Source organism: Cereibacter sphaeroides 2.4.1, assembly GCF_000012905.2.
GTDB lineage: Bacteria > Pseudomonadota > Alphaproteobacteria > Rhodobacterales > Rhodobacteraceae > Cereibacter_A > Cereibacter_A sphaeroides.
In genome coordinates this window covers 53019-78144 of the sequence record NC_007494.2, presented here as the reverse complement: position 1 = coordinate 78144, position 25126 = coordinate 53019, and the positions used below count along the sequence as shown (strand labels likewise).

Here is a 25126-nt window from a genome sequence, read left to right as displayed (position 1 = left end):
CCGCCGCCTTCGACTGCGGCAGACCGTCTCGGCCGATCTGATAGGTTAATGCGGGACAATCCTTGATTGACGTCAAATGCGGACTTCTCAAAATGAATTTTTTGGCCGATCCGCGAGGTCCCTGGCACGCTTCCGCCGGCGCTCCTTCGGCAGGTCGGCCATCGATCGCTCCGATGACGGGGAGAGATCGGACCGGCGACCAATCGGCGGTCGCGGACCGACAGTCGGGTGTCCGGCGCTTTTCGCGGGAAGGACGTGCCTGCGCGAAAGAGGCGGCCATCCCGTCGAACGTCCCGCGCCCTGAGGTGCGGCGGCCAGATGCGGCGCGGCAGAGCCCGAGCGGCCGCTCAAGCGCGGGGCGCTGCGATGGATGCAGAGCCCGCGAGGCGGAGGAGGCTGGGAAAGCTGGCCTGGGCCTGATCGACGAGTTCGGGTTCGTCGTGCAGCCCCGGATTGCGGGGCACGGTCCCACCTGTTGGCGGAGCCCACGAGATACGTCGAGTTGACCCTCGTCGGCCGGAAGGAGCTCAGCTGCGGTGCCGTCGCGCTCCGCTACGCGTCGAGACGCTGACGGGCGGCCCGCCACCTGATCACGAGGGCGACGGGCAGCGGTCTGGCGGTGCGGGTCTCCCGCGGCGATGCGCCCGCCGACGAAGGTGAGGCAGCGCGCCCGACCGCGGCGCAGCCCCCATCATGCATCAGACCGCTTCCCGCCCATCGCGTGGTTCGCCGGATCGGCCGCTCCGGAAGATCGCTACGGTGAGATCCCCGCCAGAAAGCGCGCGAAGAGCTCGCGCTGCGAGGATATGCCCAGTTTCGCGTAGATGTTGCGACGGTGGATCCGGACCGTGCCGGAGGCGATGCCCAGTTCCTGGCCGGTCGCCTCGGCGGAGTAGCCCTTGAGGATCCAGCCGGTGATCTCGCGCTCGCGCGGGGTCAGCCGGTCCAGCCCGTCGCCTGTCAGCGCCGGACGGGGCGTGGACCGCGTCGCGAATTCCCGGGAGAGATCCGCCCAGTGCCGCCGCATCAGCGCCGTCACGATCGGCGCCACCCCGGTGAGCTTGCGGAATTCCGGCGCGGAGAACGGCTTCTCCTCGCGCATCAGCGAGAAGACCACATGGCAATCGCCCGGCATTTCGGCAAAGCAGCCTATTTCTTCGGCGATCTCCGTCCGCATGTAATAGCTCCGGAAATATTCTCCCTGATAGAACCGGTCCGGCGCGAGGCTCCTGAGCCGGTGGAAACCCGGCTCCACGGGACGGATCGCCCCCTGACAGAAGGGGTCGAGCAGATAAGGCCCTTCGAGATAGTCCGTCACGAAGACCTTGCGGCGATGGCTGGGGAAATCGTCATAGAGATCAATGGGTTTCGCCTCTCCGCGATAGCCGAAGACCACGGTGAAGGAATAGGGCGCGACGGTCTGAAGCCAGGCTGTCAGGGCGGGGCAGAATCCTTCCGTGCCGATCGCATCGATCACGGCGCCGACCAGCGCGGCTGCGGAAACCTCTGGCATGGCTGGCGATGACATGACGCGATCTATGCCCTTTGTGATATATACAGCCTTTGGCCGTTTTTCTACGCTTTACCCAGATACATGCAATAGATGGTCGGGCACCGCATGCAGAGTCAACCGATTGCCGAACTCAGGAACGTGACCAAGCGCTACGGGCTGGTCACGGCGGCGACGAACCTGACTCTGGCCATCGAACCGGGCGAGTTCCTGTCCTTCCTCGGCCCGTCCGGCTGCGGCAAGACCACCGCGCTGCGCATGCTGGCCGGCTTCGAGCAGGCCTCCGAAGGGCAGGTGCTGATCGACGGACGGGACGCCACGGCCCTGCCCGCCTGGCAGCGCCCGGTGAACATGGTGTTTCAGCAGTATGCGCTGTTCCCTCATCTGACCGTCGCGCAGAATGTCGGCTACGGCCTGAACCAGCGGCGGCCGAAACCGCCCAGGGCCGAGGTCGCCGCCGCCGTCGATGAGGCGCTTGCGCTGGTGCAGCTCTCGGGCTTCGGCGCGCGCCGGACGTGGGAATTGTCGGGCGGCCAGCAGCAGAGGGTCGCGCTGGCCCGCGCAATCGTCAACAAGCCCAAGATCCTGCTGCTCGACGAGCCGATGGCCGCGCTGGACAAGAAGCTGCGCCACGACATGCAGATCGAGTTGAAGTCGCTGCAGCGCGAGCTCGGCATCACCTTCGTCCTCGTCACCCACGATCAGGAGGAGGCGCTGTCGATGTCGGACCGGATCGTGATCATGGACCATGGCCGCATCGCCCAGATCGGCGGCCCGGAAGAGCTCTACGACCGGCCGCAGAGCCGTTATGTCGCGGATTTCGTAGGCCGCTCCAACTTCATCGGCGCCACGGGCCGGGGCCGCGAGGCCGAAATCCTCGTCGCCGAGGCCGGCGGCCTGATCTTCCACGCCCGCGGCGGCGAGAAGATCGGACCGGGAAGCCCCGTGACCCTGTCGCTGCGCCCCGAGGAGATCCGCCTTGCGCCTTCGGGCGAGGGTCATCGCATGGTCGTCACGCACCGGATCTTCCTCGGCGAGCATACCGAATACCACCTGACCTCCGGAGCCCTCCCGCATCTGGTGGCGGTCGTCCCGCGCACCGCCGAGGCAGGGTCGGCGCTGCTGGCCCCGGGCGCCGAGGTCATGGCCTCCTGGCGCGACGGCGCCGCTCTGGCGCTCGACGCCGGCTGACTTCAACGACCGGGCCGGCAAGGTCCCGGCGCCACTCCGACAACAACAGGGGAATCGAGATGACGCAGCACCGTGACCACATCCCGGCGAAAGAGTTTCTTCAGCGGCTGGAAAGCTACCGCAAGGGCTCGATCTCGCGCCGGCACTTCCTGAACGTGACCGGCCTCGGCGCCGCGACCATGGCGATGGCGGGTGCGATGCCGGGCTTCGCCCGCCGCGCGCAGGCCCAGGGCGCGATCGGCGACCGCGTCGTGATCGCCACCTGGCCGAACTACCACGACCCGGCCGACCTCGACGCCTTCCGGGCCGCCACCGGCGCCGCGGTCGACGTCAACGTCTTCGGCTCCAACGAGGAGATGCTCGCGAAGCTGCAGGCGGGCGGCACGGGTTGGGACGTGGTGGTGGCCACGAACTACACGATCTCGACCTATGTCGAGGCGGGGATCATCGAGGAGCTCGACCTGTCGCGCATCCCGAATTTCGACAGGGCTTCGACCGACCCGCGCTTCGCCGATCCGGGCGTCATCGACGGCAAGACCTACGCCATCCCGCGCAACATCGGCACGACCGGCTATTGCATCAACACCGCCGAGATCGACGGCGAGACGCCGACCACCTGGAAGGAATTCTGGGATCTGGCGCGCGACCGGCTGTCGGGCCGCGGCATAGTGCATGACTATCAGCTGACCGCCATCGGCAACGCACTGAAATACTACGGCTATTCCTTCAACTCGGTCGATCCGGCGGAACTCGCGAAGGCGGAGGAGCTGCTGATCGACGCCAAGCCGCATCTCTTCGCGATCACCTCGGATTACCAGCCCTCGATGCGTTCCGGCGATGCGGCTCTGTCGATGTGCTGGACCGGCGACGCGGTGCAGCTTCAGCGCGACATCCCCGAGATTGCCTATGTGCTCGGCCGCGAGGGCGGCGAGCTCTGGTCGGACTTCTTCACCATCCCCGCCTCGGCCCCGCACAAGGATGCGGCCTATGCGCTGATCAACTTCCTGCTCGAGCCGAAGATGGCCGCGCAGGAGGCCATGTTCCACGGCTATCCGACCGGAGACGCCCGGGTCGACGCGATGCTGCCCGCCGAGATGCGCGACAGCCCGATCCTGTTCCCGGCTGCGGATCTCCTGAATGCGCTCGAGTTCGGCGCCGCCGTCACCCTGACCAACCCGGAACGCGCCGAGGTCATGGCGCGCTTCAAATCGGCGTAAGGGACGGAGTCGATGCGATCCTCGGTGCGCACCACCCTGTTCCTCGCGCCGGCCACGGCCTGGCTCCTGTGCATGCTGGTGCTGCCGCTGGTGGTCGTCATCGTCTTCAGCTTCGGCGAAAGGGGGGCCGCGGGCGGCTACGTCCCGGCCTTCACCCTGGACAATTACGCCAACCTCGGCTCCCGCTGGGGCGCCTTCCGCAACACGCTCACCCTCGCCCCGCTGGGCACGGTGCTCTGCCTGGTCATCGCCTGGCCGCTTGCCTATTTCCTGGCGCTGAAGGCCGACCCGCGCTGGCGGACCCTGCTGCTGATCCTCGTGATCGTGCCGTTCTGGACCTCGATCCTGATCCGCTCCTATGCCTGGATCCAGATCCTCGGCGGCAACGGCCTGCCCTCGATCATCGCGAGCCTCGGTCTGCCGCGCCCCCGCCTGATCAACACGCCCTTCGCCGTGATGGTGGGCATCGTCTACGGCTATCTGCCGCTGATGGTCTTCCCGATCTATGTCGCTCTGGAAAAGCTCGACCGGCGGTTGCTGGAGGCCTCGGCGGATCTCGGCAGCCCGCCCTGGCGCACCTTCCTGCAGGTGACGCTGCCCCTGTCGATGGCGGGCGTGGCGACAGGCTCCATGCTCGTCTTCATCCTGCTGATGGGCGAATTCCTGATCCCGCAGATCCTCGGCGGCGGCAAGGTGTTCTTCGTCGGCAACGCCCTGGTGGACCTGTTCCTGCAATCGAGGAACTGGCCCTTCGGCGCCGCGGTCGCCGCCGTGCTGGTGATCGTGATGCTGATCGCCGTGACGCTCTATCTGAAGGCCATCAAGCGGGTCTCGGGCGGGCGTGACGATGTCGCCCTGATGTGAGGCCTTCGATGCGGATCTATGCCATCGCCGTCTACCTGTTCCTCTACATTCCCATCGGCATCATCGCGCTGTTCTCGCTGAACGCCGGGCGGCACGCCACCCAGATGACCGGCTTCTCGCTGCAATGGTATGCCAGGGCGCTGGACAATCCCTTCGTCCTCGAGGCGCTGAAGACCAGTTTCACCGTGGCGCTGGCCTCGGCGCTCTGCGCCACCGTCGCCGGCACTCTGGCTGCGGTCGCGCTGCAGGGTGTCAGGGGGCGGTTGCGCACGCTCTACGATGCGGCGCTCTACATGGCGGTGATGGTGCCCGGCATCGTGATCGGCATCGCCACCCTGATCGCTCTGGTCACGGTCTTCGATCTCCTGAACCCGGTGCTGACCGGTCTCCTTGGAGACGGCGCGCCGCAGCTCGGGCTCGGCAAGGGCTCGCTGGTCGCCGCGCACGGGCTCTTCACCATGGCGCTGGTGGTGGTGATCGTCCGTGCCAGATTGCAGGGCATGGACGCGAGCCTGATGGAGGCCGCCGCCGATCTGGGCGCGCCGCCCTTCCGCAGCTTCCTGCAGATCACCCTGCCCCAGATCGCGCCCGCGGTGCTGGCAGGCTTCCTGCTCGCCTTCACCTTCAGCTTCGATGACTTCATCATCGCCTTCTTCGTCGCCGGGTCCGAGACGACGCTGCCGATCTATGTCTTCTCCTCGATCCGCCGCGGCGTGACCCCCGAGATCAATGCCATCGGCACGATGGTGCTCCTCGCCTCGCTCGTCCTGCTGATCACCGCCCAGGTGATCCTGCGCCGCCGCGCGCGCTGACCCCTACCGGAGTGAACTTCATGGACCTCAAAGACCGCACAGCCTTCGTCACGGCGGGGGGCGCGGGGATCGGCCGGGCCGGCGCGCTCGCCATGGCCCGCGCGGGCGCGACCGTGGTCGTCACAGATCTCGACGCTTCGCGGGCGGAGGCGGTCGCTGCCGAGATCGCCGCGGCCGGTGGCCGGGCGGAAGGTCTCGGGCTGGATGTCGGCGACGATGCCGCTCTCGAGGCGGCCATCCTCTCGGCGGCCGCGCGACACGGCAGGCTCGACGTGCTGCATTCCCACGCCGGCGCACAGGTGCCCGGCCGCCTCGATCAGGTGAGCGTCGCCGACATGGATCTGTCCTGGCGGCTGAACGTGCGGGCGCATTTCGTCGCGGCCAAGGCCGCCATGTCGATCATGGCCCCGCGCAGACAGGGCTCGATCATCGTCACCTCGTCGAATTCCGGCGTGCAGTACGATCGCGAGATGATCGCCTATTGCACCACGAAGCACGCGGTCATCGCCATGGTTCGCCAGATCGCCGTCGATTATGCCCGCCACAACATCCGCTGCAACGCGCTCTGTCCGGGCTTCGTCGACACCGTCTTCAACGCGGGCTTCGAGGCGCAGATGGGCGGCCGCGCGGCGCTGGAGAGCTACGTCGCCGAGACCATCCCGATGGGCCGCTTCGGCACCCCGGAGGAAATCGGCGAGGCGGTGCTCTACCTCGCCTCGGATCGCTCCGCCTTCATGACCGGCCATGCCCTCGTCATCGACGGGGCGGAAAGCCTGTGATCGGACAGCCATGGCCGCGGGCCGGCCGCCGCCCTGCTGCCATCCGGGGTCACGACGCAGATCGCCGGGCGTGATCGGTCGGAGCGCGCCATCCCGGGGCACGAACCATGGCCGCCGCCCCTGTTCCGGCGGCGGCCATCGGGTCAATAATCGATCCGATGCAGCCAGTTGCGGGCAAAGACCTTCTCATCGCCCTCGAAGGCCTCGTAGTGCGAGGCAAGGACCATGCGGCCGTCCTGCCAGCTGACTTCCGAGCTCGATTCAAGGCGGATCTTCCAGCCCAGGGCCTCGCGCTCGTAGGTCTGAACCGAGAAGAAGCGTGCCCGGGCCGATGCGCCGTCATCGGGCATGACGGAATAGCTGTGGCCGCCATAGCCGCCCATGACCAGACCGCCCAGTTCCCATGTCGCGCGGTGCGAGGTCGAGACCAGCTCGACCTTGCCGCCGGCCAGATCCTGATGGACCTTGCGGCTGATCTCGCCCGGGACCAGCACCTGCGAGGGCACTGGGCAGGCGTGGATCGCCGGGCCGAAGGCCGGCTGGTCATGGCTGGCCTCGGGCGGCATGCCCGGCAGATCGAACCGCAGCGAGGCGGGATCGAGGGTGATCGCGTTCAGCCGCGGTTCCGGCCAGACCAGCGGCCAGTAGCTGGTCGAGATCGCCAGCCGGATGCGGCGGCCCGGGCTGAATTCATGCGCGACGCCCTTCAGCGGCAGTTCCACCTCGTGCATCTCGCCCGGCGCGACGCCTTCGGGGCGGGCAAGGCGGCGAATGCCATAGGTGACGCGGCCCGACAGTCCGTCCGGCCAGACCTCGTTCAGACGCAGGACGATCAGCGCATGGTCGCCCTCGAACGCGAGCCGCAGGCGCAGCACCGGCATGCCGACCAGATGGAAGGCCTCGGCCAGCGGAGTGGTGTCGAAGCAGAGCGACATGCCGTCATCCATCCGCGCATCGCCGGCGAATTCCGGGCCGTTGCCGCCGCCATCCAGCGGGCACCATTCGCCCCCCTGGGTGCCGAGCGACAGCGGACTGTCGACGACGATCTCTGGCTCGACCGGCCCCGGCGCGGAGGCCAGGCGGCGATCGTCGGCAAAGAGCGTCTGTGCCGGCGCGGCAGGCGGCCAGGCCGGCAGGCCGATCCAGCGGCCGCCGATATCCGGCGCGCGGGTGTCGGGCTTCGGATCCTTGCCCAGCCACAGGGTCAGCTGCGGCTCGTCCATGATGCCGGTGTCCTCGTCCATCAGCCAGTGGCGCCACCAGCGCATCGCCTCCTGCAGGAAGCCGATCTGCGGGCCGGGCTGGCCCCAGGTCGGATACATATGCGTCCAGGGCCCGATCAGCGCCTTCTTCGGGACGCTGAGCTTCTCCATCAGCCGCAGGATCGGGTCGGTATAGCCGTCGACCCAGCCGCCGACTGCCCAGACCGCGCATTGGATCTCGTCGTAATCCTCGCAGACCGACCCGTGCTTCCAGAAGTCGTCGTAGGTCGTGTGCTGCATCCAGGTGGCCAGCGGCGGCTCCTTGATGCCTTCCAGCCGGTTCATCCACATCTCGCGCCAGCGGTCGCCCACATGCTTGGGATCGGCGGGCCGGCCCAGCTGCGCGAACAGGCCGCTGCCCCATTGCATGCCGTCCGACAGAAGGGCGCCGCCCATGTAGTGGACGTCATCGGTATAGCGGTTGTCGGTGGAACAGGCGGTAATGATGCATTTCAGCGCCGGCGGCCGGCGCGCCGCGATCTGCAGCCCGGCGAAACCGCCCCAGGAAATGCCGATCAGCCCGACATTGCCGTTGCACCAGTCCTGCCGAGCGAACCAGGCGATGACCTCGCAGGCGTCATCCTGTTCCTGTTTCAGATATTCGTCGTGCAGAAGTCCGTCGGAATTGCCCGATCCGCGGATGTCGACGCGGGCGGCGGCGATGCCCTGTTCGGCGAAGTAGCCATGCATCATGCTGTCGGCCAGCGCGGTGCCGTCGCTCTGGCGATAGGGGATCCATTCGAGGACCAGCGGCACCCTGTCGGCCAGCGGCGTCTGCGGCAGCCACAGCCGGGCGTGCAGCACCGTGCCATCGGCCAGCGGGATGGTGATCTGCTGGAAGGGCGCCGGCCTGTCACTGGTGACGCTGACGGAATAGTTCTGCATATCGGGGTCCTTTCAGGAGGCGCGGGCGTGGAGGGAACTCAGGCCCGCGACGCGGAAGAGGGGTCAGGATCGGCGGCCATGAGGTCGGGGCCGGGATACCGCCGGCGATGCCAGGCGGCAGCAAGGGCTGTGGCTGCGCAGAGCGCGCCGCCCAGGATGAAGACCGACGGCATACCGATGCGGGCGGCCAGCGCCCCGGCGATCAGCGATCCGACGGGCACGGTGCCCAGCATCATCATCGCATAGAGCGCCATGACCCGGCCGCGGTATCCCGGCGGCGCGAAATGCTGCAGCAGGGTGTTCGAGGCGAGGTTCTGCGACAGGATGGCGAAGCCCATCGGCAGGGCGAGGGCCGTGGTCAGCGTGACGCTGGTCGACAGGCCCATTCCGATCAGCAGCACCCCCAGCAGGAAGGCCGAGGCAACCGGCCAGAGCGCCATGGCGTTCAGACGGTCGCCGAAGGTCAGCATCAGCCCCGCCGCCATCGAGCCGATGCCGGTGACGCTCATGAGCAGGCCCGCAAGGCTCGCGTCGGCGCCCAGCATGTCATCGGCGAGGACCGGCAGGAACGAGAAATAGGGCACGGAGGTCAGCGAACAGATGCCGACCAGGATCAGGATGCGCGCGACCTCCACATGGCTGCGGGCAAAGCCGAGGCCCGCGCGCATGTCTTCGAAGAACCGGCCCCGGCTGCGCGGCTCGGGCGCGCGCAACCGCATGGTCGCGAGGACATAGGCGGCCGGCAGCAGCGCCAGCGCCTTGAGGACGAAGGCCCAGCCCTCGCCCGCCCAGGCGGCGACCAGACCGCCGATGGCCGGCCCGATCAGCCGCGCGGTGTTGAAGAGCAGCGAATTCAGCGCCAGCGCATTGCGCAGATCGGCCGGTGCCACCAGTTCGGCCACCAGAGCCTGACGCGCCGGGCTCTCGAAGGCCGCGATGATGCCGATGCTCGGGGTCAGGATCAGCATGGCCAGAACGGTGATGCTGTCGGTGATCGCCAGCGCGGCCAGCGTGCAGATCAGCACGAAATTGATGCAGATGAGGCCGAGCAGCAGCCTGCGCCGGTCGACCCGGTCCACCAGCGTCCCCGTGATCGGCCCCAGAAGCAGGGTCGGGCCCAGATCGCAGAGGGCCAGCACGCCCAGCATCATCGGCGAGGCGCTGAGCCGCCACATCAGCCAGCCGAGAGCGATGGAATGGATCCAGGTGCCGATGACCAGCGGCACCTGCGCCAGAAAATAGCGCCGGTAGGCCGGTTCGTTCAGCGCGCGGGAGGCGTGGCGCCACCGTTGGATGGCAGGGCTCGGGGCGGACAAGACGATCTCCCTCCGGCGCGGGCAGAGGCGGGCGGCCGGTTCGTGCAACTGAGACAGGGGGGCCGGGCGTGCGATGGCAGGCCCGGATCGTGGTGCCGGCCCCCGCAGGGGCCGGGCCGGATCACACGGCCGCGAAGTCGCGCAGCAGCGCCCATTGCGCATCGGCGCTGTAGGCGGTTCGGATCCCGGGCTTCGAGATCCAGGCATTGACGCCATGCATCAGGAAGACATAGGCGCCGGTCTCTTCCAGCTGGTTCTGCAGATCGACATAGGTGGCGGCGCGGCTGGTCGGGTCGCTCTCCTCGGCCGCGGCGGCATTCCTGCTGTCCCACTCTTCCGAGCAGGTGCGCTGGAAGTTCCAGTCGCCGATCTGGGCGCAGGTGAACCATTCGGTGACCCAGCTGGGATCGGGGGCCGTGGTGAAGGTCGAGAAGAACAGCTGGATGTCCTTGTAGGTGCCGCCTTCGCTGTCCTGCTGCTGCGCGGTCAGCGTCGCACCATCCATCGCGCGGATCTCCAGCGTGATGCCGACGGCGGCCAGATGCGCCTGAATGACCTGAGCGGCGATCATCATGTCAGGATCGCCGTTGAAGGACAGGGTCAGCTGCAGCGCGGGCACCCCGGCCTCGGCCAGCAGGGCACGGGCGGCGTCGGGATCGTAGCCGTAGAGATTGGCCTCGCGTGCGCCGAGCAGCGGCGGCGGGATCAGGCCATGGGCCGGAGTGACCGCCTCGCCGAAGGTGCCTTCGACGACCTCCCGGGTGTTGATCGCATGCTGGATCGCGCGGCGGATGCGCAGATCCAGCAGCACCTCGTTCTCGATGTTCATGCCGAGCCACGTGTAGGCCAGCGCCGGCTTGACCACCAGATTGTCGGCCTCCGCATCGCGCACGGCGATGGAGTTGACCGCGATCTGCGTGACGTCGATGTCGCCGGCGTCGAAGGCGGTCTCGGCCGAGATCAGGTCGGTCAGCGGCAGCAGGCGGATCTCGTCGAAATGGGGCGCGGGCCCGACCCAGCCGGGGTTGCGCACCAGATGGATCAGCTCGCGCGGGCGCCATTCCGCGATCTGATAGGGGCCGGAACAGGCCAGAGGATCGGTGTCGATCACCGACCTGCCCGCGGCCTCCATCGCGGCCCTGGACAGGATCAGCCCCGAAGCATGCGGCAGGGTCGAGGTGAACAGCGGCGCGAAGGGGCGGCTGAGGTGGATGATGCCGCTATGGGTGCCGGTGACCTCGACATGGTCGAGAGCCGCCCAATCTGCGCCATAGACGGCATTGACGTCGGGATCCCGGAAGCGCTCGTAGGAGAATTTCACATCTTCGGCGGTCATCTCGCCGAAACCGCCGGTGAACTGGATGCCGGGGCGCAGGGTGAATTTGACATGCTGCGGATCGCTGTCGTCGATGCTCTCTGCGGCGTCCAGCTCCCATCCCCACGCGTCGCCGGCCTTGTAGCGCACGAGACCGGAGAAGATCGAGAACATCACCGTCTCGTCATACCAGCCGCCGCGGGTCGCCGGGTCGAGGCGGCGCATGTCGCCGTCGTTACGGATCCGCAGGATCCGGCCCTCCTGCGCGAACGCGGCACCGGGGACAAGGCCCGCGGCGGGGATCAGAAGACCCGCGGCGGCGGCGGTCTGGACGAACCTGCGTCGGCTCAGGGGGAGTCCGGTCATGATGATGTTTCTCTGCTGTTGGGAGGTGTTGTTGTGGTTATTGCGGGGCTGCCATCAGCTCTTCGGCCCGATGGCAGGTCACGAGGCGGCCGCGGGCCGGGCTGCGCTGCTCGGGTGCTGCGGCGCGGCAACGGTCGGTGGCGAGCGGACAGCGGGTGTTGAACTCGCAGCCCCTCGGGCGGCGGGCGAGGCTCGGCACCTCGCCCTCCAGCGGTGGCTGGGCCCGGTCGGGCCGGCCGCGCGCCCCAAGGAGGGCGCGGGTATAGGGATGCGCGGGCCGAGCGAACAGCTCCGCCGTCGGGCCGGTCTCGACGATGCGCCCCAGATACATGATGGCGATACGGTCGGTGACATGGCGCGCCACGGCAAGATTGTGGGTGATCATCAGAAAGCTGATCCCGAGCCGCGCCTGCAGATCGTTGAGCAGGTTCAGCAGCTCTCCCTGCACCGACAGATCGAGGCCGGCGGTCGGCTCGTCCGCGATGACGAGCGCCGGTTTCAGGGCCAGCGCCCGCGCCACCGTCGCGCGCCGCGCCTGCCCGCCGGACACTTCATGCGGATAGCGGTCGGCAAAGCCCTCGGTCAGCCCGACCTGCGCCAGCAGCTCGACCGCCTTGGCGCGGCGGTCGCCGGTCAGCGCACCATGGATGACGAGCGGTTCGGTGACCGAGCGGCCGATCTTCATCCGCGGGTTCAGCGCCGCGACCGGGTCCTGGAACATCAAACCGACGCCGCGGCGCATCCTGTCCCAGATCCTGGCCCCGGCCATCGAGGTGACATCCTGACCGATGCGGATATTGCCGGCCGAGATCGGCGTCAGCCCGATGGCCGCGCGGCCGAGCGTGGTCTTGCCCGACCCGCTTTCGCCGATCAGGCCCAGGGTTTCGCCCGGGCCGATGCGCAGGCTGGTGCCGGGCAGGACGCTGACCTCGCGCGGGCCGCCCGCCAGCCGGCTGAGCAGCGAGCCGACCGGATAGCGCACCTGCAGGTCGTTGATCTCGAGCAGGACGGGCTGCGGGAGTGTGGCCTCGCTGCTCATGCCGCGGCTCCGGTCAGATGGCAGGCGGCGGCGCGGCCGGGCCCGACCTCGGTGCGCTGGGGGCGCGTTCTGTGGCAGATCGCCAGCGCCCGATCGCAGCGCGGCGCGAAGATGCAGCCGGGCGGCAGATCGGAGGGGGCCGGAACGGTGCCGGGGATCGTCGGCAGGTTGCGGCTGGGTTCGGCAATGCCGGCCGGGTCGCAGGCCAGAAGAGCGCGGGTGTAGGGGTGACGCGGTGCGGCAAAGACCGCATCGACCGGGCCCGCCTCGACCAGCTCGCCGGCATAGAGGATGGCAACCTTGTCGCACAGCCGGCGCACCACCCCCATGTCATGGGTGATGAAGACGACGGCCCCGTCCATTTCGGCGCGGGCGGCGCGGATCAGGTCGATGATCTGATCCTCGGTGGTGGCATCGAGCGCGGTCGTCGGCTCGTCCGCGATCAGCAGGCGCGGATTGACCAGCAGGGCCGCGGCGATGGCGACGCGCTGGCGGATCCCGCCCGACAGCTGATGCGGATACTGCCGCATGCGGAGTTCGGCGTCCGACAGGCCGACGCGGGCCAGCATTTCGGCGGCGCGGGCCCAGCGGGCGGCCGCAGACAGATCTCGCCGCCAGTGCTGGAACTCGACCAGTTGCCGGCCGATGCGCACCACCGGGTTCAGCGAGGTGAAGGGGTCTTGCGCGATGGTGGCGATCTTGGCCCCCCGCAGCCGGCGCTGCGCGGAGGCATCCATCGCAGCCATGTCGACGCCGTCGAAGGTCACCCGGCCCTCGGTCGCCGCCTGCCGGGGCAGCAGACCGGCGATGGCCGCGGCAAGGCTCGACTTGCCGGATCCGCTTTCGCCGACAAGGCCCAGGGTCTCGCCCGGATGAACCTCCAGCGTCACATTGCGCACGGCGAGCGCTGCGGCGGGATCGGGATCGTAGCGGATGCCGACCTCTTTCAGCGACAGAACAGCGGTCATTTGCGGCCTCTTGCGGCGCGGGGATCGAGGGCGTCCCGCAGCGTTTCGCCAAAGAAGGTGAAGGCGATTGTGGTCAGGATGATCGGCAGGCCGGCGGTCAGCGCGATATGCGGGGCCTGGCGCAGATAGGTGTAACCCTCGGACAGCATGGTGCCCCAGCTCGACTCCGGCGGCTGGACGCCCTGCCCGAGGAAGGACAGACCGGATTCGATGCCGATCACCGCCGGGATATCCATTGCGACCAGCACCAGAAGCGGCCCCACCAGATTGGGCAGCAGATGGCTGACCGCGACCCGCAGCCGCGAGGCCCCCATCGCGCGGGCGGCGATGACGTAATCCGCATTGCGCAGCACCAGGGCCTGATTGCGCACGACGCGGAAATAGCCCGGCGCCATCGAGAGGGTGATGATGGTGACGAGGATCGCCAGCGACGGCCCGTAGATCGACACCAGCACCAGCGCGAACAGCACCAGCGGCAGCGCCTTGAGCGAGTCGTTGATCAGCACCAGCGCGCTGTCGATCCAGCGCGTCCCGAGCGCCGCGGCAAGGCCCAGCACCAGCCCCGCCGACAGCGCCCCGACCGTGCCGGTGATCGCCACCTTCAGCGCGGTGCGGGCCCCGAAGATCAGCCGGCTGAGCACGTCCCGCCCCAGCTGGTCGGTGCCCAGCCAATGGCCCGGCCCGGGCGGCTGCATGCGCAGGCGCGGCGCGATGGCGGTCGGATCGTGGGGCGCAATCCAGGGCGCAAACAGCGCAACCGCGATCAGAGCCAGGATGAAGGTCAGCGACAGCGCGCCCACCGGGTTGCGCCGGACGGTCCGCAGATGCCCCAGAGCTGTGGCGATCCCGGGCGACGCCGCCGGCAGCCGGACGAGGGGAAGGTCGGACATCTCAGCTCTCCTTGGCCACGCGCGGATCGAGCGCGGCGATCGCCGCATCGGCGAGGAAATTGGCGGTGACATAGAGCGCGGTGGTCACGACGACCGAGCCGAAGAGAACGGGAAAATTGCGGCTGATCACCGCGTCATAGGCCAGCGCGCCGAGGCCGGGCCGGGCGAAGACCACCTCGACCAGCACGGCACCCGACAGCAGATTGCCCATCCCGACGCCGATCACCGACAGCACCGGCGCGACGGCGATGGGCAGCGCGAAGCGCATCGCAATCCGCAGGTCCGAGACCCCGAAGGCGCGATAGGTCCGGACGTGGTTCTCGGCCAGAACCTCCAGCATCGAGACCCGCACCAGCCGGGCGATATAGCCGACCCAGGCAATGCCGACCGCGAGCGCCGGCAGGACGAGGTGCCGCGCCTGGCTTGCGTAATGGCCGGGCTCTCCGGCGCCGATGGCGGGAAACCAGCCCAGCGTCACCGAGAACAGCATCAGCGCATAGATCGCCATGAGAAAGGCCGGCAGGGCCACGACACTGGTCGAGATCACGCCAACGATGCGGTCGATCAGCGTATTGGGCCGCAGGGCCGAGACGACGCCCAGCGGCAGGCCGAGGGCCACCGCCCAGCCCAGTCCCACCACCGCCAGCAGCACTGTGCGCGGCAGCGCGGCCAGCACCAGATCGGCCACCGGCCGCTGGCTGAGCAGGTCGACCCCCATGTCGCCGCGCAGCAGCAGTCCAAGGTAGGTGATGGCCTGCACCACGATCGGGTCATCGAGCCCCATCCTCTCGCGGAAGGCGATCTTCTGGGCCTCGGTGGCCCGCGGGCCGAGGGCAACGGTCGCCGGATCGCCCGGCACCGCATAGACCAGACAAAACAGGATCAGCAGCGCGACGGCCAGAACCAGCATCGCCAGCAGGAATCGCCTGAACAGGTAGCTTGCCACGGAGAGCGATCCCTCTTGATGCATCTCGTGATATATCAGTGCGCATATTCTCAATTTGAAAGCACCTCGGGCCGTGCTAAGGGGGATGAAGGCCTCATGGTTCGGCTTGCGTAAGATTTGATCGCCCAGAGGGAGGGGATGGCTTGATTATCAGCACACGGACGATCGTCCCGGTGTTCCAGACCGAGTCGGCGGGCGCCGAGCGGGCGCGCGCACCGTCGCTGACCGCTCGCGCCTACGAAGCGATCCGCCACCGCATCCTCACCTGCCAGATGCCGCCCGGGCTGACCTTCACCGAGGCCGATCTTCTTGCCGAGATGGAGATGAGCAAGACGCCGATCCGCGAGGCGCTGTTGCGGCTGCAGGTCGAGGGGCTGGTCGAGACCATTCCGCGCCGCGGCTATGTCGTCTCGGTGCTGCATGTGGCCGACATCGGCGAGATCTTCGACGTCCGCGCCATGGTGGAGGGCACCTGCGCCGAGGTGGCGGCCCAGCGGGCGACGCCCGAGGATCTGGAGCGGATCGTGAGCCTGGCCCAGAGGTCGTCGGCAGCCTATGACCGGGTCGTGGATCCGGATCTGCGGCTCCTGCGGGAGCAGGCGGTGCTGAACAACGCCTTTCACGAGGCGATAGCCATCGCCACCGGCAACGCGCGGCTGCACCGCATCGCCGTGCAGATCATCCGCGAATACGAGCGGTTCTTCTTCCTCGAATGGCGGTCGGAGCTGCGCTATCCGCCCGACCACAAGGACCATGCCGAGATCGGCCGACTGATTGCAGCGGGCGATGCCGCCGGCGCGCGCGGGGCGATGGTCGCCCATGTCGAGGGTGCGCGCGCGACCCTGCTGGCTGCGGTTGCCGGGAGCGCCCGGTAAGGAGCGGCCTTCCGCAGTCCCGCCCTCTGTCCCGGGAGCGGGCATGAGACAGGCTCCGGCGGCATCGGCGTTTGGCCAGGACGGGACGCCGGGAAGAGCGGCCATCCGGACGACCAAGCTGTCGACGCAGGCACGGCGCGTCCACGGCTTCGGGGGATGCCGGATCAAGGCGATCTCTCCGGCCGAGAGGATGACGGCGCCGGATCCCGCAGCGCCTGTCCGGGTGCCCTCCGCGACGAACACGCCGTCCTTGCCGGATCCGATGGCGTGTCTTCCGGCACCCGGGTCCGTTGCGCATGGCCGGCGGGCGAGAGCGCTTCGATCCCGCGCAGGCGCCGGCCACGGGACCGAGAGCCGGTGGTGGCTCCTGCCTAGGCAGCCCGCCTCGACATGGCCCATCCGAGATCCCGGCCAACGGCGAGGAGCGCCTCGACCAGTGCCTCCATGTGAGACGTCGTATGGAAGGGCGTCGGCGTCAGCCGAAACCGCTCCTGCCCCCGAGCCACGGTCGGATAGTTGATCGGCTGGACGTAGATGGCGTGGCGGGCGAGCAACGCCTCGCTGATGCTGCGGCAGAGATGCGCCTCGCCCACCATCACGGGAAGGATGTGACTGGGCGTGTCGAGAACCGGGAGACCGGCCTTCTGCAGCAGGACCTTGAGGCGCACCGCATTCTCCGCCTGCCGGCGGCGCTCGTCGGGATGAGCCTTCACATGCCGGACCGCCGCGAGGGCCCCCGCCGCGAGGTGCGGGCAGATCGAGGTGGTGAAGATGAAACTGTCGGACATGCTGCGGATCACATCCATCAGCAGGGACGGGCCGCTGACATAGCCGCCCATCACGCCGAAAGCCTTGGCGAGCGTGCCCTCGATGATCGTCACCCGATCCGCCAACCCGTCGCGGTCGCTGATGCCGCCGCCGCGCGGGCCGTAAAGTCCGACCGCATGAACCTCGTCGAGATAGGTCAGCGCACCATGCCGCTCGGCCACGTCGCAGATTTCGGCGATGGGGGCGATGTCGCCGTCCATGCTGTAGACGCTTTCGAAGGCCACGATCTTCGGGCGCGCCGGATCGACGGACGAAAGCAACCGGTCCAGATGGACGGGATCGTTGTGGTGGAAGATGAAGCGCTCGGCGCCGGACCGGCGGATGCCCTCGATCATCGAATTGTGGTTCAGCGCATCCGAGAAGATCGCGCATTCGGGCAGAATCTTGCCCAGCGTGCCCAGAGCCGCGAGGTTGGAGATCCACCCGGAGGTGAAGATGAGCGCGGATTCCTTGCCGTGCAGGTCCGCAAGTTCCGCCTCGAGGGCGACGTGCTGCCGGTTGGTCCCCGAGATGTTGCGGGTGCCTCCGGTGCCGGCGCCCGACAGATCGATCGACCGGTGCATCGCGGCCAGCACTTCGGCGTTCTGGCCCATGCCCAGATAGTCGTTGCTGCACCAGACCGTCACGCGTCTGGCCTGCCCGTCCGGACCATGCCAGAGCGCGGTCGGAAACTCCCCGGCGATGCGCTCGAGTTCCGCGAACGTCCTGTACCGCCCGTCCAGTCGCATGTCGTCAATGAGCTTCTGGAAGTGCTGAGAGAACTCCATGGGGATCACCTTCTGTTGGAGCGACACGCATCGCGGCAGGCATTGCCGAGCCGCCTATCGGCCATTTGTATGGCTTACAATCTGGATGAATCAACGGACATTTTGCCGCTGACACTCCTGACGCACGCGTGATGCGCGGCGAAACGTGCCGACACTTCCCTGGACATTGTTAGAGAATAGGGGGCCACCCTTCTTCCCCACGAAGACATGAACCATACATTGAACAGAGATTTGTATGGGTGTAGGTACGGCGCGTGCCGTGAGTCTCTGTTCAACCTGACGCGCTCGATGGGCCAGTCTTCCCTTGCGTCCGGTCTCCGTTCCCGATGCGCCGTCTCTTCTGGCGTGGCACCCGATCCTCCGCCGGCGTTCCGAACGATCCGGCCGCACCGAGAAGCGAACCATGAGCGAGCCCCTCTACGCCCCGCGAACACCCATCTTTCCGCGCCAGATCTCCGGCGCCTTCCGAACGGCCAAATGGTGGATCCTGGCGGTCAGCCTTGGGATCTACCTCCTCACGCCCTGGCTGCGCTGGGACAGGGGCCCGAACCTTCCCGACCAGGCGGTGCTGATCGACATTGCCGGCCGACGCTTCTTCCTCTTCGGAATCCAGATCTGGCCGCATGAATTCTACTTCGTCGCCGGGTTGCTGATCATGGCCGGCCTCGGGCTGTTCCTGTTCACCTCGGCCGCCGGGCGCGTCTGGTGCGGCTATGCCTGCCCGCAGACGGTGTGGACCGACCTCTTCCTGCTCGTCGAACGCCGCATCGAGGGCGACCGGAACGCCCAGATCCGGCTGCATCGGCAGGCATGGACCGCCGAGAAGGTCTGGAAGCGCCTTCTGAAGTGGAGTGTCTGGGCCGCGATCTCGCTGCTGACCGGCGGCGCCTGGGTCTTCTACTTTGCCGATGCACCGACACTGCTGAACGGCCTCGTGACCCTGACGGCGCATCCCGTCGCCTGGATCACCATTTTCGTCCTGACGGCCACGACCTTTGTCTTTGCCGGTTTCATGCGCGAGCAGATCTGCATCTACGCCTGTCCCTGGCCGCGCATTCAGGCAGCGCTGATGGACGAGGAAACGATCACCGTCGCCTATCGGGACTGGCGCGGGGAGCCGAGAGGCAAGCGCAGCGAGACAGGGCGCGGGGACTGCATAGACTGCATGGCCTGCGTCAACGTCTGCCCCATGGGCATCGACATCCGCGAGGGCCAGCAGATGGCCTGCATCACCTGCGGCCTGTGCATCGACGCCTGCGACGACACGATGGACAGGATCGGGCGGCCCCGCGGGCTGATCGGCTATCTCGCCCTGAGCGACGAGCATCTGGAGCGGGCGGGTGACACCCCGAAACCCGCCTGGAGGCGGCTCTTCCGCTTGCGGACGTCGCTTTATGCGGTGCTCTGGGCAGGGGTCGGGGTGACGTTGATCGCGGCGCTGCTGCTCCGCCCCGCCGTGGATCTCGCCGTCACTCCGGTGCGCAACCCCCTCTTCGTAACCCTGTCCGACGGCAGCATCCGCAATGCCTACGAGCTGCGGCTGCGCAACATGAGCGGCGAGGATCGCCGGTTCCGGCTGGCCGTCGACGGGAGCGCAGGGCTTCGGCCCAGCATCGAAGGCAGCGCCGGGCTGGATGTGCCCGTTGCGGCCAACGCCACCGGGCTGGTGCGGCTCTACCTCACCGCACCGCAGGGATCGGACCCGGCAACGGGCGCGCTGACGGATCTCCGGATCCGGCTGGATGACGCCGGAGGCCCGGAGGGCGGTCCGGTCGCCGCCGTGAAGGCCGCGTTCCACGGCGCCCGATCCTGATGCCTCGCGCGCGCGGACGGGCAGCCCCTGCCCGTCCGCCCCGTGCGGCGCTGCGGCATCCCGGCACCGGATTGCCCGACATCCGGCTTAGGGCGTAGGGTCGATCACCCGACAACAGGAGGCGCACATGTGGCGGCCGCATCTCGTCGACACGGCGCGACTGAAATATCTCGGCATCGTCGATGCGCTCGAGGCCGACATCCGCGCCGGACGGGTGACGCCGGGCGAGAGGCTTCCACCCCAGCGCGCCATTGCCGAGGCCCTGGGCGTGGACCTGACCACGGTCACGAGAGCCCTCAACGAGGCGCAGCGCCGCGGGCTCGTCTCGGCGCAGGTCGGCCGCGGGACCTTCGTACGCGACGAACCCGCCGGCGACGAGGGCGGCGGCACTCCTCTCGATCTCAGCATGAACATTCCGCCGCAGCCCGCCGAGCCCGATCTGAGGCGGATCCTGCCTCAGGGCATCGCATCCATCCTGACGAGCCCGCGCGGCACGCTCGCCATGCACTATCAGGAAAGCACCGGCGCGCCCGCGGATCGCACGGCCGCCGCCTCCTGGCTGGCCGGACGCGTGGCCGGAGCCTCGGCCGACAGGATCGTCGTGACCAGCGGCGCGCAGGCCGCACTCTTCGCCCTCTGCGCGCTGCTGCTCGGGCGCGGCGATGTCGTGGCGGCCGGGGCCGTGACCTATCCCGGCCTGAAGGCGGTCGCGGCGCAGCAGCACCTCGAGCTGGCGCCGGTGGCGATGGACGAACAGGGCATCCTCCCCGAGGCGTTCGAGGCGGTCTGCCGCGAGCGGGCGCCGAAGCTCCTCTATCTCATCCCGTCGATCGACAATCCGACGACAGCGACCTTGCCGGCCGACCGTCGCCGGGAGGTTGCCGCCGTGGCCCGCCGCCACGGTGTCCTGCTGATCGAGGACGACCCCTACGCACCGCTGCGCTCCGAACGCCTTCCGGCTCTGGCGGAGCTGGCGCCGGAGCTGACATGGCATATCGCCACCCTCTCGAAATGCTCCACGCCGGCGCTGCGCATCGCTTATGTCCTTGCGCCCAATGCCGCGGCCGCCGTCCGGCTGGCGACGGTCCTGCGGTCGAGCGTGCTGATGGCGCCGCCGATCTTCGCGGCCCTCGCCACCCGCTGGATCACGGACGGCACGCTGACGGCTCTTGCCTCTGCGATCCGCGCCGAAAACCGCCAGCGCCAGAGCTCCGCCGCGTCGATCTTCTCGGGGCTCGATTTTGCCGCCGATCCTGACGGGCACCACCTCTGGCTGCACCTGCCCCAGCGCTGGCGCGCCGCCGAATTTGCCGACCACGCCGAGCGGGCGGGCCTCGCCATCGTCCCGGCCTCGGCCTTCGCCGTCTCCCCTCACCCGGCCGAGGCCGTTCGGATCTCTCTCGGCATCGCCCCGGACCGCGGGATGCTCGAGGAAGGGCTTACGCAGCTCTCGGGTCTTCTCACCCAGCCGGCGGTCGGGTCCCGGGCCGTCGTCTGACCTCTCTCGCGGAGGGTTCCGCACCCCGGCCGAACGGCGCAGTTGCGGGGCCGGTCGCCACCGGGAGGCGAGGACGGCCGAGCGCGGCACGAAACTGGCGATCGTTCCTGCCTGCGGGTTCTGCAACGCCACTCTGCCCGCCCGCCAAGAGGGCCTGGCCAATCTGCAGAGCTCTGAGCGCTCCATGGGGGCGCGGGCGGCAGGCGTCGACGAAGCGTTTCCGGCAGACGTCACAGACCGCTGGCCGAGCGGGAAAGGCCCGCTCCGCGTCTGCCGCGGCCTGTGCCAACTGACGCAGAGGCGCTGGCCTGCGCGCACAGTTCGCGGCGCCCGGGGCCACTCTGCATTCCAGCTTGGAGGGTGCCACCCGCGCATCTTGATGCGCAACTTGGAGATTGTATCGGCCGTGGTCGCCGTCCGCCATGCGCAGAGTGCGGACATCGCGGCCAATCGCCGCCGCAGCCGGATCGAGATCGTGCTCGGCCGCCTCACGGGCTGGAGGCGCGTCGCCACCGATACGACATGTGCGCCCGGACAGTCCTCGGTCGCCCCGCCGCAACCGTCATGTTCTGGCTTTGACGATCGATGAGTCCGGAGCCTAATGGTGACGCAGTATCCATCATACTCGAAACCGAAGGCCCCATGACCGCTGCTCCCAAGACCGTCCGTTCTGTCGAGCGGACCCTGCAGATCCTCGAACTGATGAACCGGGCCGCTGTCGTGCGGGTCCAGTATCTCGCGGAACAGATAGGGCTGCCCGCACCGACCGTCGTACGCCTGCTCGAGACGCTGGTGGCCGCCGGCTATGTGCGCAAGATCGGGCGGCAGGCGGGCTATTGCGTGACCGAGAAGGTCGCGGCGCTCGGCGCGGGGCATCACGGTCTGCCGCAGGTCTTCGATGTGGCCCGCGAGGCGGCCGAGGACCTCACGCGGCGCACGCTCTGGCCCACGGCGCTGGCGACGCTCGACGTGGATGCGCTGGTGATCCGCTTCAGCACGATACCGATGAGCCCGCTTTCGCATTACCAATCGACGATCAATCGCCGCATGACCCTGCTCGACTATGCCCATGGCCGCGCCTATCTCGGCTTCTGCCCGACGGAAGAGCGACAGCATCTCGTGGCCCTGCTTCAGCAGACGGCCGGCTCGGTCGAAGAGGCCAGGGCCATCGGAGAGCGGGCCCAGTCCGTCGTGGCTCTGACGCGGGCCAGCGGCTTCGGCGAGCGCACGGGCAACATTCAGCCGGAGACCCATTCCCTCGCCCTGCCCCTGCGGATGGGCGCGAAACTCGTGGGCACGCTGGGCATCACCTATTTCGCCAAGGCAAAGGTCGATGTCTCTGCCCTGAAGTCAGACCTGCGCGCTGCGGCGGAGGCCTGCACGAGCGGGACGGCCTATCGCGCGCCCGCCTCCAGCGGATAGACGGTCCGGGCACGGTCATCGTCCCTGCCCGAGGCAAGGATGCGCGGCTTTGCGGTGCGCACATGATCGAGATAGGCCCGGGCGGAGGCTGCAACCGCGGCGTCATCGCATTCGCGGACGCCGGTTAGGGTGAAGGGCGGCAGGTAGTGCATCCCGGTGTGACGTGCCATCAGCTCGAACGGGACCGTCACGTCCTCGAGCGTCCTCCCGTAGCGTCCGTCGGGCTGGTAGTCCCGCCCGTTCGACCCGGTCGAGAGGGCGACGCCCAAGGTCTTCAGCCGGAGCGCACGGCCTCCCGGTCCATAGGCCCAGCCGCGCGTCAGGATGGCGATCTGCCAGGCCGACAGGATCGGCGGACAGGAATACCAGGTCAGGGGAAACTGCAGGATGATCCGGTCGTGCGCCTCAAGGAGCGACCGCTCGACGGCGCCGTCGATCATGCCGTCCGGGTAGAGGGCGGAAAGATCGCGCAGGGTGATGTCCCCGGCGCGGCGCAGGGCCTCGGCCCAGGCGGCGTTGACCCGGCTCCGGGCCATGTCGGGGTGCGCGATGATGACGAGCGTCTTGGTCATGATCTCCTCCTGCCGGAACGGTGGCGCACGCGAGGGCGGATCGACAAGCCGCGAAAAGGGGAATTCCACGGTACGGAACGAAGCCGCATTTCCCGTGCAGCGCCGGCGCGGTCATGCGACCTCCGGGGGAGGTTCGAAGGAGGAGACGCCCATGTTCGACGACAGTGATCCGCGCAAGACGCTTGCAGGCAAGGCAGAGCAGAGCTTCTCCGGCCCCTTCTGTCTTCCGGCGACAGGCCAGTTCGCCGACGCGCCGCCGCAGGATGCAGGCCCGGGCTGGCGCGCCTGGACCATGCGGTCGACGAACGTGGTTCTGCGGCTGGTGGAGCTGGACGGCGCGGCGGACTTCGCGCGGACGGCGCAGCTCGACGAATACATGGTCTTCTCCACCGATCCGGAGATCCGCTTCACGATCACCACCGCCCGCGGTGCGGTGACGGATCATCCCGGCAATCACCTGTTCATCCTTCCGCCCGGCGACAGTCGGGTGCGGATCGCCGGCAGGGGCAAGGTGGCGTTTGTCTACACCACGCGCTCTGCCGATCTGGTCGCGGCCTGCAGCAACCCGTCGGTCGCCGCGAATCCGGTCATCCCGCCGTTCCAGCCATGGCCGGACCCGGTCGGCGGCTTTCGGCTGCGCGTCTACGATCTCGAGGTACCCGACAGTCCGGGGCGCTTCGGACGGCTCTTCCGCTGCACGACGATGATGGTGAACATCCTGCCGCGCTTCACCGCACCGCGGGACCGATCGAAGGTGTCACCGCATTATCATGCCAGCTTCGAGCAGATCAGCCTGACGCTGGAGGGCGACTTCGAGCATTTCCTGCGATGGCCCTGGACGCCCGACATGGCCGAGTGGCTGCCCGACATGCACATCCGCTGCGCCAGCCCTTCGGTCACGGTGCTGCCACCGCCGGCGATCCACACCACGCTCTGGGTGTCGGAGGCAACACAGATCGTGGACATCTTCTCGCCGCCGCGGATGGATTTCTCGCAGAAGGACGGGTGGGTGCTGAACGCAGAGGATTACCCGGTCGCGCGGACCGTCATCGAGTAGCTCAGTCCGATATGTCGCCGAGCGCCGGCATCGAGGCGATGACGATGGTGTCATGCGCGATCGCGGGCAGCGCGGGCAGCGGGCGGCGCGAGACGTCGCGCGCGGCCGAACGCGACATGCCGAAGGCCATCAGGACATGCTCCGAGATCTGCTCGGGGTAGTCGCTGGATGTGGTGCCGCTGGTGACCGACACCATGGCCGAGGCCACCGCCCCCATGAGGATGTCGCGCCCGATCTCGGCCGTGGGAATGTGGAACAGCCCTTCGTCCACGCCGCGCCGGATCGTCACCAGAGAGTTGTGCCACACCATCTCGCCGAAAGTGTGCCCCGGCGCGGAGGAATGGATCATGGCCCAGCCCCAGGCGCGGTTCTTTTCAGCCGCATGCAGATAGTAGCGAATGGCGACCGCGGATTGCTCGGCGGCATTTTCCAGCGCACCGAACATGTGGTGCACGGCGCGGTCGAATTCCCCGGTCAACTCTTCCAGCAACTGGTAGCGCAACGCTTCGAGATCGCCGAAGTGATTGTAGAACGTGCCGCGGGCCACGCCCGCTGACTTGCATATATCCTCGATGCGGACGAAGCGTCCGTTCTCGCGACCGTAGCAGTCGAACGCGGCCGCCATGATCGTGTTGCGCGACTTGGCCCGGCGTGCAGCGCCGATCTCGGCGCGTCTGCCGTTCCCTGCCGTGCGATACCCCATGCGGGCGATGGCCTCGTCAGGTGTCTCGGTGCTCTCTCCCATGCGCGAAGCGGGCCTTTGCCTTGCGTCCTCCGAAGCGGGACACCCCAGATATGCCGCGGTTGCGATCCGGGAACCAGACCGCAACCGCGCCACGTTTCCAATTCCACGCAGCGAAATTTGTAAAATGACTATTTGTTCAAATTACAGTCTCGCATAGGATCGGGACAGGGCAGCAGGAGGGCTGCCATC

21 protein-coding genes are annotated in these 25126 nt (G+C 68.1%); 10 read left to right on the top strand and 11 right to left on the bottom strand.

Annotated elements, in window-relative coordinates; genetic code table 11:
* Positions 1–754: 754 nt before the first annotated feature.
* Positions 755–1528, bottom strand: coding sequence for a helix-turn-helix transcriptional regulator (locus RSP_RS15855; protein WP_011338992.1), 774 nt, complete (start codon positions 1526–1528; stop codon positions 755–757).
* A 90-nt stretch (positions 1529–1618) separates the two neighbouring features.
* On the opposite strand from RSP_RS15855, the gene RSP_RS15850 reads away from it, so the two are divergent.
* The 5 genes from RSP_RS15850 to RSP_RS15830 are packed head-to-tail and all read left to right on the top strand — an operon-like array spanning position 1619 to position 6373.
* A complete protein-coding gene (locus RSP_RS15850; RefSeq protein ID WP_030002927.1) occupies positions 1619–2701 on the top strand; it encodes an ABC transporter ATP-binding protein in 1083 nt (360 codons plus the stop codon).
* Between the two features lie 59 nt (positions 2702–2760).
* Positions 2761–3918, top strand: coding sequence for an ABC transporter substrate-binding protein (locus tag RSP_RS15845; RefSeq protein ID WP_011338990.1), 1158 nt, complete (start codon positions 2761–2763; stop codon positions 3916–3918).
* Between the two features lie 12 nt (positions 3919–3930).
* The gene (locus tag RSP_RS15840; RefSeq protein ID WP_002723477.1) at positions 3931–4782 is read left to right on the top strand and encodes an ABC transporter permease; all 852 of its coding nucleotides are present in this window, start codon (positions 3931–3933) and stop codon (positions 4780–4782) included.
* 8 nt (positions 4783–4790) lie between these two features.
* The gene (locus RSP_RS15835) at positions 4791–5594 is read left to right on the top strand and encodes an ABC transporter permease (protein ID WP_002723474.1); all 804 of its coding nucleotides are present in this window, start codon (positions 4791–4793) and stop codon (positions 5592–5594) included.
* Positions 5595–5614: 20 nt separating this feature from the next.
* A complete protein-coding gene (locus RSP_RS15830) occupies positions 5615–6373 on the top strand; it encodes an SDR family NAD(P)-dependent oxidoreductase (protein WP_011338989.1) in 759 nt (252 codons plus the stop codon).
* 143 nt (positions 6374–6516) lie between these two features.
* Here the strand turns inward: RSP_RS15830 and RSP_RS15825 are convergent, their stop codons facing one another.
* The 7 genes from RSP_RS15825 to RSP_RS15795 all read right to left on the bottom strand — a co-directional run bounded on the left by RSP_RS15825 (position 6517) and on the right by RSP_RS15795 (position 15384).
* A complete protein-coding gene (locus RSP_RS15825; protein ID WP_011338988.1) occupies positions 6517–8520 on the bottom strand; it encodes a CocE/NonD family hydrolase in 2004 nt (667 codons plus the stop codon).
* 38 nt (positions 8521–8558) lie between these two features.
* The gene (locus tag RSP_RS15820; protein ID WP_011338987.1) at positions 8559–9836 is read right to left on the bottom strand and encodes an MFS transporter; all 1278 of its coding nucleotides are present in this window, start codon (positions 9834–9836) and stop codon (positions 8559–8561) included.
* Between the two features lie 121 nt (positions 9837–9957).
* A complete protein-coding gene (locus RSP_RS15815) occupies positions 9958–11517 on the bottom strand; it encodes an ABC transporter substrate-binding protein (protein ID WP_011338986.1) in 1560 nt (519 codons plus the stop codon).
* Positions 11518–11554: 37 nt separating this feature from the next.
* Complete coding sequence (locus RSP_RS15810) at positions 11555–12556, bottom strand: oligopeptide/dipeptide ABC transporter ATP-binding protein (protein ID WP_011338985.1); 1002 nt, start codon at positions 12554–12556, stop codon at positions 11555–11557.
* Positions 12553–13524: an ABC transporter ATP-binding protein gene (locus RSP_RS15805; protein ID WP_011338984.1), complete on the bottom strand. Its 972-nt coding sequence runs from the start codon at positions 13522–13524 to the stop codon at positions 12553–12555. Before RSP_RS15805 ends, RSP_RS15810 begins: the two co-directional genes overlap by 4 nt.
* A complete protein-coding gene (locus RSP_RS15800; protein WP_011338983.1) occupies positions 13521–14414 on the bottom strand; it encodes an ABC transporter permease in 894 nt (297 codons plus the stop codon). Before RSP_RS15800 ends, RSP_RS15805 begins: the two co-directional genes overlap by 4 nt.
* A 1-nt stretch (position 14415) precedes the next feature.
* Positions 14416–15384: an ABC transporter permease gene (locus tag RSP_RS15795; RefSeq protein WP_023004188.1), complete on the bottom strand. Its 969-nt coding sequence runs from the start codon at positions 15382–15384 to the stop codon at positions 14416–14418.
* Positions 15385–15503: 119 nt separating this feature from the next.
* Between RSP_RS15795 and RSP_RS15790 the strand changes: the two genes are divergently transcribed.
* The gene (locus tag RSP_RS15790) at positions 15504–16235 is read left to right on the top strand and encodes a GntR family transcriptional regulator (RefSeq protein ID WP_017140313.1); all 732 of its coding nucleotides are present in this window, start codon (positions 15504–15506) and stop codon (positions 16233–16235) included.
* 371 nt (positions 16236–16606) lie between these two features.
* On the opposite strand, the gene hemT is transcribed toward RSP_RS15790, so the two are convergent.
* Positions 16607–17830 carry a 5-aminolevulinic acid synthase HemT gene (hemT, locus tag RSP_RS15785; protein WP_011338981.1) on the bottom strand — a complete coding sequence of 408 codons (1224 nt, stop codon included), beginning with the start codon at positions 17828–17830 and terminating at the stop codon, positions 16607–16609.
* A gap of 403 nt (positions 17831–18233) precedes the next feature.
* Here hemT and ccoG point away from each other — a divergent pair, with 403 nt between their 5' ends.
* From ccoG to RSP_RS15770, 3 genes are all read left to right on the top strand, one after another.
* Complete coding sequence (gene ccoG / locus RSP_RS15780) at positions 18234–19643, top strand: cytochrome c oxidase accessory protein CcoG (protein ID WP_011338980.1); 1410 nt, start codon at positions 18234–18236, stop codon at positions 19641–19643.
* A gap of 127 nt (positions 19644–19770) precedes the next feature.
* Complete coding sequence (locus tag RSP_RS15775; RefSeq protein WP_011338979.1) at positions 19771–21141, top strand: aminotransferase-like domain-containing protein; 1371 nt, start codon at positions 19771–19773, stop codon at positions 21139–21141.
* A gap of 642 nt (positions 21142–21783) precedes the next feature.
* Complete coding sequence (locus RSP_RS15770; protein ID WP_017140312.1) at positions 21784–22563, top strand: DNA-binding transcriptional regulator; 780 nt, start codon at positions 21784–21786, stop codon at positions 22561–22563.
* On the opposite strand, the gene RSP_RS15765 is transcribed toward RSP_RS15770, so the two are convergent.
* On the bottom strand, positions 22536–23135 hold the full coding sequence (locus RSP_RS15765; RefSeq protein ID WP_011338977.1) for an NAD(P)H-dependent oxidoreductase: 600 nt from the start codon (positions 23133–23135) through the stop codon (positions 22536–22538). The two genes, RSP_RS15770 and RSP_RS15765, sit on opposite strands and share 28 nt — an antisense overlap.
* A gap of 151 nt (positions 23136–23286) precedes the next feature.
* On the opposite strand from RSP_RS15765, the gene RSP_RS15760 reads away from it, so the two are divergent.
* The gene (locus tag RSP_RS15760) at positions 23287–24192 is read left to right on the top strand and encodes a cupin domain-containing protein (protein WP_011338976.1); all 906 of its coding nucleotides are present in this window, start codon (positions 23287–23289) and stop codon (positions 24190–24192) included.
* A 1-nt stretch (position 24193) separates the two neighbouring features.
* Here RSP_RS15760 and RSP_RS15755 read toward each other — a convergent pair whose 3' ends face one another.
* On the bottom strand, positions 24194–24937 hold the full coding sequence (locus RSP_RS15755; RefSeq protein ID WP_017140311.1) for a TetR/AcrR family transcriptional regulator: 744 nt from the start codon (positions 24935–24937) through the stop codon (positions 24194–24196).
* Positions 24938–25126 lie beyond the last annotated feature (189 nt).